The organism is Pseudomonas baetica, from assembly GCF_019733355.1.
Lineage (GTDB): Bacteria > Pseudomonadota > Gammaproteobacteria > Pseudomonadales > Pseudomonadaceae > Aquipseudomonas > Aquipseudomonas baetica_A.
Map to the genome: position 1 here is coordinate 225,364 of NZ_JAIHLQ010000003.1, position 11,773 is coordinate 237,136.

The following is an 11,773-nucleotide window of genomic DNA, read 5'->3' on the forward strand; positions in this document are numbered from 1 at the left end:
TGGTTGCGGCCAACCAAAGGAGCTCTTTAACAACTCTTACTGAATGGCGACCGTCTCTGGCTGCCAACCACCGCCAAGGGCTTTGTAGATCGCGACAATGCCGCGATACAAATCGACTTCGGCCTGGGCCTGACTGTCTTCAGCATTCAGACGTTCACGTTGGGCGTCGAGCAGCACGAGGAAGTCCGTCGTGCCTTCGCGGTAACGAATCTCTGCCAGGTCAGCGGCCTTGCGGCTCGATTCACTCTGACGGATCAGCGAGATCAGGCGTTGCTGGCGTTTGCCGTAATCGCTGAACGCGTTTTCCGACTCTTCCAGTGCCAACAGCACTTGTTGCTCGTAGGTCGCCAAGGCGCCTTCGGCATCCGCATCGGCGCCGCGCAAGCGCGCTCGAACGCTGCCAAGGTCGAAGGCTGCCCAGGTAATGCTCGGGCCAAGTGCCCAGGCACTGGCCGCCGAAGAACCGATCTGCGAGCCGCGCCCGGCCGTCCAGCCGAGGAAACCGCTGAGGCTGACCCGTGGGAACAGGTCTGCTTTGGCCACGCCAATCCGCGCCGTGGCCGAGGCCAGTTTGCGTTCAGCACTGAGGATGTCCGGGCGGCGTTGCAGCAGTTCGCCCGGGTTCCCGATTGGGAGGGCCTTGGCAATCGCTGGCAAGTCTTTTGGACTCAGATCGACGGTCAGCTTGTCCGGACGCTCACCCAAGAGGGTGGCGATACGGTTTTTCTGCCGAACCTGTTCCGCCTGCAGTTGCGGCACGCTGGCTTCAACCGAGGCCAGACGCGCATCGGCACGTTCGACATCGAGTTGATCGCCAACGCCGGCGTCACGCAGGCTGATGGTGATCTTGCGCGACGCCTGCTGGTTGTTCAGGTTGGCCACGGCGATCTTCTCCCGCAGTTGGGCGCCCCGCAGTTGACCGTAGGCGTCCACCAGTTCGGCAATCATGGTGACTTGCAGTTGGTAGAGATCGGCCTCGGCTGCCTGCTGGTCGGCGTCGCTGGCTTCCAGATTGCGCTGGATGCGACCGAACAAGTCCAGCTCCCAAGCCATGTCCAGACCCAGGTCATAGCGTTCGCTGCTGACCCGTTTGGTGGTCTGACCGGGAATCTGCCCCTTGGCCAGATCACTGCTGGCGCGGCTGGTAATGGTCGGCATTGCGTCGTTGCTGGCGTCGTCGCGAATTGCTCGGGCGGCTTTCCAGCGGGCGAACGCCACACGCAGTTCTCGGTTGCCTTGCAGCGATTGGGTCACCAACTGGTTGAGGGTCGGATCGTCGAACTGCTGCCACCAGATGCCTTCGAACTTCGAACGGTCAAAATTCTTCTGACCGTTGGCGCCGTCGGTGGCGGTCGTGATGTTGGCCGCCTCCGTCGCCGGGGTCTTGTAGTCTGGACCGACGGCACAGGCGCTAAGCGCCAGCACCAGCAGACTCGGCAGGAAGACTTTCAGACTCATTGTTGCGCCTCCAGTTGCTTTTGAAGATTGTGCGCCTTGGCCGCTTTGCGGGCTTCGCCACGTTCGACAAAGTTGCGAATCAGTACGTAGAAGACTGGCGTCAGCAACAGACCGAAGAAGGTCACCCCGAGCATCCCGGAGAACACCGCTACACCCATGGCGTGACGCATTTCGGCACCGGCACCGCTGGAGAACACCAGGGGCACTACACCCATGATGAACGCGAAGGAGGTCATCAGGATCGGCCGCAGACGCAGACGGCAGGCTTCCAGTACCGCCGCGAGCGGGTTGAGGCCTTCTTCCTGTTTATCCTTGGCGAATTCGACGATCAGAATTGCGTTCTTACAGGCAAGTCCCACCAGTACGATCAAGCCGATCTGGGTGAAGATGTTGTTGTCACCGCCGGAGATGATCACACCGGTGATGGCCGACAGCAGGGTCATCGGTACGATCAGAATCACCGCCAATGGCAGGCTCCAGCTTTCGTACTGAGCGGCGAGCACCAGGAACGCCAGCAGTACACAAAGCGGGAACACGAACAGCGCGGTGTTGCCGGACAGAATCTGCTGGTAGGTCAGGTCGGTCCATTCGTAGGTCATGCCGTTCGGAAGTTCATCCTTGAGCAGTTTCTCGATGGCTTTTTCCGCTTGGCCCGAGCTGTAGCCGGGAGCAGCTGCACCGTTGATTTCCGCAGTGATAAAACCGTTGTAGTGCATCACTCGATCGGGACCTGAGGTGTCGCTGACCTTGATGAAGGTCGCCAGCGGGATCATTTCGCCTTTGTTGTTACGCACTTTCAATTGGCCGATCTGATCGGACTCGAGGCGGAACTGCTGCTCGGCCTGAACGTTGACCTGATAGGTGCGCCCGAAGCGGTTGAAATCGTTGGCATACAGCGAGCCCAGGTAGATTTGCAGGGTGTCGAAGATGTCGCTGATCGCCACGCCGTGGGTCTTGGCTTTTTCGCGGTCGATGGCGGCATCGACCTGCGGTACGTTCACGGTGTAACTGGTGAACAAGCCCGCCAGTTCCGGCACGTTGTGGCTCTTGTTGATGATGTTCATGGTTTCTTTGTACAGCTCGTCGTAGCCGAGGTTGCCCCGGTCTTCGATTTGCAGACGGAAGCCACCAATGGTGCCCAGTCCTTGTACCGGCGGTGGCGGGAAGATCGCCATGTACGCTTCCTGAATGTTGGCGAACTGGCCGTTCAAGGCACCGGCAATCGCACCGGCGGACATGCTCGGGTCTTTACGTTCGTCGAACGGTTTGAGGGTCACGAACACGATGCCGGCGTTCGGGCTGTTGGTGAAGCCGTTGATCGACAGCCCCGGGAACGCTACGGCGCTTTCCACACCTGGCTGTTTCAGGGCCAGATCGGACATGCGCTTGATCACGTCTTCGGTACGATCCAGGCTCGCGGCGTCCGGCAGTTGCGCGAAGGCCACCAGGTATTGCTTGTCCTGGCCGGGTACGAACCCGGTCGGGGTGCTGGAGAAACCGAAGAAGGTCAGCACCATCAGGCCTGCGTACAGCAGCAGGGCGATGCCACTGCCACGGATGACCCGGCGCACGGTGCCGACGTAACCATGGCTGGCCTTTTCGAAGAAACGGTTGAATGGACGGAACAACCAGCCACCGAAAATCTTGTCCAGCACCTTCGAGAAGCGGTCCTTCGGCGCGTCATGACTTTTCAGCAACACCGCAGCCAGTGCCGGCGACAGGGTCAGCGAGTTGAACGCCGAGATCACGGTCGAGATTGCAATGGTCAACGCGAACTGCTTGTAGAACTGCCCGGTGAGACCGGAGATAAACGCCGCCGGAACAAACACCGCACACAGCACCAATGCCGTGGCAATGATCGGCCCGGTCACTTCACGCATGGCGCGCTTGGTGGCTTCGACCGGCGTCAATCCGAGTTCGATGTTCCGCTCGACGTTCTCCACCACCACGATGGCGTCGTCCACCACGATACCGATGGCCAGCACCAGGCCGAACAGCGACAGGGCGTTGAGCGAGAAACCGAAGAGGTGCATGACCGCAAACGTACCGATCAACGATACCGGCACCGCCACCAATGGAATGATCGAGGCACGCCAGGTCTGCAGGAACAGAATCACCACCAGAACCACGAGGATCAGCGCTTCGAAAAGGGTGTGAACCACTGCTTCGATCGAGCCACGCACGAAGATCGTCGGGTCATAGACGATGCTGTAATCCATGCCCTGCGGGAAGCCTTTCTTGAGCTCGTCCATCTTCGCCCGAACTTCGTTCGAGATGTCGATGGCGTTGGAACCTGGGCGCTGGAAGATCGGGATCGCTACGGCCGGCTGATTGTTCAGCAACGAACGCAAGGCATATTGACTGGAGCCCAGCTCTACGCGGGCAATGTCTTTGAGGCGGGTGATTTCACCGTCATCGCCTGCGCGAATGATGATGTTCTCGAACTCTTCCTCGGTGACCAGACGGCCCTGGGTGTTGATCGACAGCTGGAAGCTCTGAGCATTCGGGGCAGGGGGGGCGCCCAGTTGGCCGGCAGCGACCTGACGGTTCTGCTCACGAATCGCGGTGACGACATCGGTGGCCGTCAGATTGCGCGAAGCGGTCTTGTTCGGATCGAGCCAGACCCGCAGCGAGTAGTCGCCCATGCCGAACAGTTGCACGTCACCGACACCGCCCAGACGAGCGAGCTCATCCTTGATATTGAGGATGGCGTAGTTGGACAGGTAGAGCATGTCGTAGCGCTTGTCCGGCGAGGTCAAGTGCACAACCATGGTCAGGTCGGGCGAGGCCTTGTCGACGGTGATACCGATGCGCGTCACTTCCTCGGGAAGTTTTGGCTCGGTGCGGGTCACCCGGTTTTGTACCTGCACCTGCGCGTTGTCCAGGTCAGTGCCCAAAGCGAAGGTGATGGTCAGGGTGATCTTGCCGTCAGCGGTCGATTGCGAGGACATGTACAGCATGTTCTCTACACCGGTAATGGCCTGCTCCAACGGAGCTGCCACGGTTTCACCGATGACTTTAGGGTTGGCGCCGGGGAAGTTGGCCCGTACCACGACGGTCGGCGGGACCACTTCCGGGTATTCACTGATCGGTAATTGAAACAGCGAGATCGCACCGGCGATCAGGATCAACAGCGACAGCACCGCTGCGAAGATCGGCCGTGAAATGAAGAATTGGGAAAAATTCATCGGAGTTGTCGTCCCTTAACCGCGTGGGGTCGTAGCAGCCAGCTTCGCAACCGAACCGGACGCACCTTTGGCAGGGGCGACTTTAGGCGGGTTGTTGGCTTCCAGCGCTTGACGTTGTTGAGCGAGTGCCGCGATGGTTTGTTCGCTGGCCATCGGCACCACTTCAGGGGTAACCGGTGAACCAGGGCGTACCCGTTGCAAGCCCTTGACGATGATCGTGTCGTCCTTGTTCAGACCGGTACGGACGATGCGCAGGCCTTCGATCTTCGGACCGAGTTCGACGGCGCGATAAACGGTGTTGTTGTCCGCGTCCATGACCAGTACGAACTTCTTGCCCAGGTCGGTGCCCACCGCTTCATCGTTGATCAGCATGGCGTCGTAGGTGCCGCTGCCGACCAGTTTCAGGCGTGCGTACAGCCCCGGGGTATAGAGGCCGTCGCTGTTGTCGAACACTGCGCGACCACGGATGGTGCCGGTCTTGGGGTTGACCTGGTTGTCGACGAAGTTCATGTGGCCCAGGTGCGGGTTGCCGTCTTCATTGGACAGGCCCATATACACCGGGGTGCCGGCTCCGCGCTGACCCTGGCGGGCGAGTTGGGTGTATTTGAGGAATACGCGCTCGTCGGCGTCGAAGTAGGCGTAGACCTTGTCGGTGGAGACCACGCTGGTCAGTGGCGTGACGTCGGCGGTCACCAGGTTGCCGGCGGTGATCTCGGCACGGCTGACGCGGCCGCTGATCGGCGAAGTGACGCGGGTGAAGCTCAGGTTCAGTTTGGCCAGATCCAGTTGCGCTTGCAGCGCACCGACGGCGGCGCGGGATTCTTTTGCAGCGCTGGTACGCGAATCAGCCAACTCGGCGGAGATGGCATTGCTGGTACGCAGGCGCTCGCCACGAGCCGCCTCGTTTTCACTGCGGGTGGCGTTGGCGCGGGATTGGGCTACCAGTGCTTCGAGGCGGCGAACCTCAGCCTGGAATGGGCGCGGGTCGATCTGGAACAGCAGGTCGCCTTTCTTGACCAGCGCACCTTCGGTGAAGGCGACGTCGTCGATCTGGCCGGAGACCCGTGGACGGATTTCAACGGTTTGCGGCGCTTCTAGGCGCCCGGTGAATTCATCCCACTCGTTGACCGGTTGTTCCAGCACCTTGGCCACGCTGACTTTCGCAGCAGGCGCGGTGGCGGCAGTCTCCGGAGTCTTGCCGCAAGCGCTCATCACCAGCACGGCCAACATGGCCAAGGGGAAGCGCAAATGTTTGAGTGACTGTTCCATGGATGCATCCGCCAATGTATTGAAGATGGGCGGATGATGCTGGGCGGGGTGGGATGGCACGAATCGAATGAAGCAAAGGTAACTATCATTCGGAATGATATAAGGCCCGCGTGAGCCCTCTAGCATGCACCTTTCGTTAGGTGGCTATCAATCTCGCGGATGGCAATTTTTCCTTGCCTGGGCTGCAACGAGCGAATCAGAGGCTGAGGCTGAGCGGCGTGGATTATGTGGCGATTAAAAAGATGAACCCGCCAGAGCGGCGGGTTCGAAATTGCAATCAGAGTGTCGGCAACTGACCGATGCGGCCAATCATTTCCGTGACGATTTGCAGATCCAGTTGGAATTGATCCACGGTCTTGAACTCGCCATCGGTGTGACCGGTGTACTTGACGTCTGGCCGCGCCAGACCGAACTGCACGCCGTTGGGCAACTCATGCACCGAGGTCGCCCCCGCTGAAGTGCCGAACTCGTGTTTCATGCCCAGGTTCTCAGTCGCCACTGCCAACAGTGCCTTGACCCATTCACCTTCGGGATTGCGGTACATCGGTTCGGCGACCGAATAGTCGAAGGTAACGGCAACGTGGCTGTTTTTGCTCCAGGCCGCCAGTTTCTCAGCGATTTCGGCCTTGAGTTTCTCGGGTGATTTGCCCTTTGGAACCCGCAGGTTGACCGCAAGCTTGAAGGTGTTGTCATCCATCGCGACATAGGTCAGCGACGTGGTCAGCGGGCCCATGAAGGCGTCGGAGAAGCCAACACCGAGTTTGTTGCCCAGGTAATCCAGCCCCCAGTTGTCAGCCGCGTAGCGCGCAGCATCGGTGATGTGGTTGTGCTTGAGCGCGACCTTGCCATCAAGGCTGTTGATGAAGTCGAGCATGCGCGCCACCGGATTGACCCCGGACTCGGGTTCGGAGGAGTGCGCAGACCCCCCGGTGACCGTCAGTTTGACGTCTTTGCCGTCGACCTTGGTGCTGATCTGGAAATCGCCGCCATTGCGTTTGGCGTATTCGGCGCCGGCCTTTTGCAGGCTGGCAGCCAGCGCTGCGGGTTGGTCAGTGACCAGTGTGGCAACCGACACCGATGGAATCTGGTTGGTCGCCAGGCCTCCCGTCATCGAGATGATCTGCGCGCCTTTGCCCTCGGCCTTACGCTTGGCAAAGTTGGCCATGACCGTGCCGTAACCTTTCTCGGCAATCACCACCGGATAACCGCCATCCAGCGCCAGGTTGTACTTAGGCGTTGGATTGCGTTCGAAGTAGTAGGGGATCGCGTCGCCAGTGGTTTCTTCGGTGGTGTCCACCAACAACTTGAAATTGCGCGCCAGTGGCAGCTTTTCTTCCTTGATCACCTTCATCGCGTAGAGCGTGACGACGATGCCGTTCTTGTCATCTTCGGTGCCGCGGCCATACATGCGGTCACCGATCAGGGTGATCTTGAATGGATCAAGACGGGTGCCGTCCTTCAGTACCCAGTTCTCCGGCGTCACGGGCACTACGTCAGCATGGGCATGAATGCCGACGACTTCATCGCCGGTGCCTTCAAGGGAAATCTCAAAAACACGGTTGTCGATGTTGCGAAAGTTCAGGTTGAAAGACTGGGCGAGGCTCTTGATCTTTTCGCCGATCTTGATGAATGCCGGGTTGTCATGCTGGGCAACGCCGTCCTTGCGAAAGGTCGGGATTTGGACCAGTTCGCGCAGCGTCTCGGTGGCTGCCGCGCTGTATTTCACGCGGGCATAGAGGCCGAGCAGGCGATAGATCTCGTTCTGTTGTTCAGCTGTCAGGCTTTTGTTGTCCAGAAACGCGCCGATGGCCGGGCCGATGTCGGCCGTTTTGGCCAGGTCGCTCTTGGCCAGGTCACCGAGGAACTGGCGGAAATTCGTGACCGAACCGGCGCTGAAGGTCTTGAGGATTTCAGCGCTCTGTGGCGCGGTGATGTTGGCCTGAGCCGGCCCTGTGAACAACGACAGCGAGGCCAGCATCAGCGAGGTTGCGGCCAGGTTCTTGAGGGGGAAATTCATGACTCGGGGCATTCCTTTGCAGGGCAGTTGATAAGACGTGTCTCAGCGCTGAGACACATGCACTTACAAACTAACACTGCAGCGGACAGGCACGGGAGTCCTGAAACGGGATCTGTCGCACAGAACGGTTAAAACGACGCACAAGCGAAAGAGCGCACTTAATGAGCCAACAGGCTTCAACTGTCGTTGCGCCGTTCACCTCGCAAGAGGCTGTACCTGCGCCTGAAGTTGGCCGCTGACAATGGATATTTCTTTGAATTGGTCGCGGTCGCGCAGAACGAACAAAGCGTCCATGCCGCGGGCCTGTGCCAAGCGTGGACCTTCGATTTCGCCCAGAACCATCAGTGCCGTCGCCCAGGCGTCGGCAAGCATGCACGATGATGCTGTCACAGTGACGGACGCGAGCGAGTTGGCCAAGGGGGCGTCGGTCGCCGGGTTCATGGTGTGTGCGTAGGATTGACCCCTTACGTCGACCCAGTGTCGATAGTCACCGGACGTGGCGATGGCACAGTCGCTGAGTTCCATCACCCCCATGACTTCGCGCACACCGCGACAGGGTTTCTCGATGGCTACGACCCAGGGTTGAGCATCAGGTTTGACGCCCCGGGCGCGCATTTCGCCGTCGATGCCGACCAGATAGCAGGTGATGCCGAAGCCCTCCAGGCAACGAGCCAATTCATCGACCCCGAAGCCTTTGGCGATGCCGTTCAAATCAAGATTCAGCGGCGCACGTTTGCGTACTTGATTGCGTTGCGGGTCAACCTCTAGCGCTTTGCTGGCGGACATTCGAGGTTTCGGCGAGTCGGTCCCGAGCATCTGTTCGGTGATCGAGGGTTCGTCGGGGCCGAATCCCCAGGCCTGCACCAGATCACCTACGGCGATATCGAAGGCGCCATTGGACTGTTGACTGACCCGCAGCGCGGCGGCCAACACCGTGGTCAGCTCTTGGGGCACCGATAGCCATTGCTGCTCGGGAGCGGCATTGAGGCGATTTAGATCGGAATCGGCCTTCCAGGTCGACATTTGCTGATCGACCTGATGCACCGCGTGGGCGAGGCCCAGACCGATCTTGTCGCTATCGATCCCGGGCTCGGCATAGAACAGGGCCGTGTAACGGGTGCCCATGGTCTCGCCGTTCAAACGGTAGCGTTGCGCATCAGTAGACATCTTCACGGTAGCGTCCTTGTGCCTTGAGTGTGATCACGCTGAGGTTGAGTGGCGCCAAGACTTCATCCAGCGCCTGCATCACCCCTTTGGCCATTTCTCGGCTGCCACACACCAGCACTTGTGCGCCTTTTTCAATCAAGCGGCGCAACGCGAGCGCGTCGCTGATTAACCGGTCTTGCACGTAACTACGATCCTGAACCTGGGAAAAAACGGCGCGCAGGGCGGTGAGGCGCCGGTCTGCCAGATAACGGTTGAGCTCCGGTTCGTAGAGGAAGTCGGAAGCGGGGTTGCGTCCGCCCCAATACAAGTGCATCGGGTGCCGCGCCTTGTTGTTGCGGATAAAACCGGCCAGTGGGCCAATGCCAGTACCGGCGCCGATCAGAATGACCGGGTGGGTTCCGGATGCCGGACGAAATTGCGGGTTGGGCTGGATAAACGCCTCGATCGTCGCGCCGATGTTCAAACCATGCAGGAATTGTGAGCAGACGCCGCCTTCATGTTTGCGTACACAGATTTCCAGAACGCCGTCTTCTGCGCTGCTGGCCAGCGAATAAAAACGCGGAACCGGGCTGCCCGGCGGGACAATGGCGACCAGATCGCCGGCCTGAAAGCTCGGCAGTGCGCCGGCTGCCTTGAAGCGCAGGACGTGAGTGGGGGCATTGACTTGCTCGCCATAGGCGATGCATTCCGTCAGGACCAGTTGCTGGGTGCGCGGGTGGTTGGGGCGGTGAACCAGCGTCAGTTCGTGACCCAGCACTTCGCCCAGGGCCGCGCCCCAGCGAGCAAATTCCTGTGGAGACTGACGGTTGACCGTTTCCAGTCCCAGCAACGGCGAACCGCCGGCTTGTTCCATCGCTTGTTGAACCTGGTGGGCGTACTGACAGAATTGCGCAAACTGGCTGTCCCCCAAACCCAGTACCGCAAAAGGCTGGCCAGGCGTGAGGCCGACTTGGCTCAGCCGCGTGAGGAACCGTGACGCCGAGGCCGGAGCGTCGCCGTCACCGTGGGTTGCGGTGAGGATGAGTATCCGCTGAGCGCCGTGGTAATCGGCTTTCCATTCATTCAGCGCGGCGCTATGGACTCGGTGGCCTGCCTGGTGCAAGGCGTCGTGCAAGGTTTTGGCAAAACCCCAAGTGCTGTTGTTTTCACTGCCCACCAGAATCACGCTGTCGGCGGAGTGGGCCGGGCTGTTGTGGTCGATCGTCGCGCCAGCCTTGCGCCGGCGCCACCAGAGCAGGATGCCGGTCACGCTCATCAACGGCACGCACAGGGCGCAGAGGCCAAGCGGCAGGCCCAGCCACCAGAGGCCTTCGCCGGTGTGCAACTGGTAAATCAGCTCGTAAAGGTTACGCATCGCGTCATGAGCTTGATAGGACAGCAAGTCGCCGTTGACCGGATCGACATAGCCGTCGCCCTGAGCGGTGCGCAGGGAAAACACGTCTTGCGGGTTGTCGGCGCTCGGATAGACCAGTTCGCGCAGGTCATTCAGGTCGACGGCCAGCAAGGCTGGCAGGCTGGCCACAGGCAAGGCCGGGCCGGCGCTGATGTGAGAGGGGAAGTCTGGCTCGTTCTGAGTGCCGTCGGCGATCAAACCGAACGTGGTGCCGGACATGTATAGCCCGCTCACGGCCGACAGCAGCAGCCCGAGCAACGCCAAGCGCCCGACTTCGGCGTGCCAGCGCTGGCTGAATGTGCCGCGCAGTGGCCGCAGAAGATTGCGCCAGCCACCCAGACGCCGCGCCAGCAACAACGCGCCGGACACCGACAGGATCAACATGAACAGCGCACCGACGCCCGCCACCCCGTGACCGGGTGTCCCGAGGAACAGCGAGCGATGCAGGTCTTTGACCCAGCGCGAGAAGCCGGACGGCTCGTAAGGCGCCAGACCTTGGCCTGTCAGTGGATCGACCTTTTCAGCGCCGGAGCGCCCGTCCTGGCGGTAATAGACGATGACCGTCCCGGACGCCGTCCGCTGGATTTGCTCAACCCCCGGAAAATGCTCGCCGACACGCCCGGCCAACTGGCCGACGCTGAGCTGTCCGGCAGCGGTTGAAGTGTTGTGCAGACGTTCCAGCGCAGGATCAACGGACATTATGGCGCCGCTGATGGCCAACAACATGACCAGCAGAGCGGCAATCAGACCGGGCAGTGAGTGGAACTGGCGAAGCATGTTCGGCCTCCAGAGTGGGCGGTATTACAGGTCGTAAGTAAACGAATCGACATAGGTGCTGCCAGTCGCCGGCTGCCCCGACCCCTTTGAGGTCAGCGGCACACTGATGTCGGCTCGGCCTTCGCGCTTGTCCTCAACGGCACTGTCGATACGGATCTGATACCCGGCATCAATCAAGGCATCTGCCAGTTCAACACTGACCTTCAGCGTGCGGCCGCTGCCGACACTGGCGCCGCTGACGCCGTCGAATTCGCTGCGCTGCATGCCGCTGCCACGGGCCCAGTCGGTCAAGTGGCGGTAGTACTTGGCCTTCTTGCCAGCGACCCAAAGGGTTTTTTGGTATTGGCCATTGGCATCTGTGACGTAAATCGCCAGGTACGCATCGTTGCCGCTGTAGTTTTTGAGCTGAGTGGTCAGCGTCACTTCGCGCGCCTGGGCCAACCCCGGCAGAGCAATGGCACCGATGAGGCAGGCTGCAGCGATGATTTTTTTCATGTGGATGTC

At 60.3% G+C, this 11,773-nt stretch carries 7 protein-coding genes; all 7 read right to left on the reverse strand.

Annotated elements, in window-relative coordinates:
• Nucleotides 1–36: 36 nt before the first annotated feature.
• Entirely contained in the window at nucleotides 37–1,458 is a 1,422-nt protein-coding gene (locus K5E40_RS04475; RefSeq protein ID WP_221729813.1) for an efflux transporter outer membrane subunit, read from the reverse strand.
• Nucleotides 1,455–4,646 (reverse strand): efflux RND transporter permease subunit, encoded by a 3,192-nt coding sequence (locus K5E40_RS04480; protein WP_221729814.1) that lies wholly within the window; start codon nucleotides 4,644–4,646, stop codon nucleotides 1,455–1,457. The genes K5E40_RS04475 and K5E40_RS04480 overlap by 4 nt, the downstream gene beginning before the upstream one ends.
• 15 nt (nucleotides 4,647–4,661) lie before the next feature.
• Nucleotides 4,662–5,915, reverse strand: a complete 1,254-nt coding sequence (gene mexE / locus K5E40_RS04485) for a multidrug efflux RND transporter periplasmic adaptor subunit MexE (RefSeq protein ID WP_221729815.1) — start codon at nucleotides 5,913–5,915, stop codon at nucleotides 4,662–4,664.
• Between the two features lie 277 nt (nucleotides 5,916–6,192).
• Nucleotides 6,193–7,932: a dipeptidase gene (locus K5E40_RS04490; RefSeq protein ID WP_221729816.1), complete on the reverse strand. Its 1,740-nt coding sequence runs from the start codon at nucleotides 7,930–7,932 to the stop codon at nucleotides 6,193–6,195.
• Between the two features lie 195 nt (nucleotides 7,933–8,127).
• On the reverse strand, nucleotides 8,128–9,099 hold the full coding sequence (locus K5E40_RS04495) for an FAD:protein FMN transferase (protein ID WP_221729860.1): 972 nt from the start codon (nucleotides 9,097–9,099) through the stop codon (nucleotides 8,128–8,130).
• Nucleotides 9,089–11,269: a PepSY domain-containing protein gene (locus K5E40_RS04500; protein WP_221729817.1), complete on the reverse strand. Its 2,181-nt coding sequence runs from the start codon at nucleotides 11,267–11,269 to the stop codon at nucleotides 9,089–9,091. The genes K5E40_RS04495 and K5E40_RS04500 overlap by 11 nt, the downstream gene beginning before the upstream one ends.
• Nucleotides 11,270–11,293: 24 nt before the next feature.
• Entirely contained in the window at nucleotides 11,294–11,764 is a 471-nt protein-coding gene (locus K5E40_RS04505; RefSeq protein WP_221729818.1) for a DUF2271 domain-containing protein, read from the reverse strand.
• Nucleotides 11,765–11,773: the final 9 nt, after the last annotated feature.

Bases quoted from the DNA above. Each gene is read 5' to 3' on its own strand.
- K5E40_RS04490 (WP_221729816.1), bottom strand. From the start codon at position 7,932: ATGAATTTCCCCCTCAAGAACCTGGCCGCAACCTCGCTGATGCTGGCC.
- K5E40_RS04500 (WP_221729817.1), bottom strand. From the start codon at position 11,269: ATGCTTCGCCAGTTCCACTCACTGCCCGGTCTGATTGCCGCTCTGCTG.
- K5E40_RS04475 (WP_221729813.1), bottom strand. From the start codon at position 1,458: ATGAGTCTGAAAGTCTTCCTGCCGAGTCTGCTGGTGCTGGCGCTTAGC.
- K5E40_RS04480 (WP_221729814.1), bottom strand. From the start codon at position 4,646: ATGAATTTTTCCCAATTCTTCATTTCACGGCCGATCTTCGCAGCGGTG.
- K5E40_RS04495 (WP_221729860.1), bottom strand. From the start codon at position 9,099: ATGTCTACTGATGCGCAACGCTACCGTTTGAACGGCGAGACCATGGGC.
- mexE (WP_221729815.1), bottom strand. From the start codon at position 5,915: ATGGAACAGTCACTCAAACATTTGCGCTTCCCCTTGGCCATGTTGGCC.
- K5E40_RS04505 (WP_221729818.1), bottom strand. From the start codon at position 11,764: ATGAAAAAAATCATCGCTGCAGCCTGCCTCATCGGTGCCATTGCTCTG.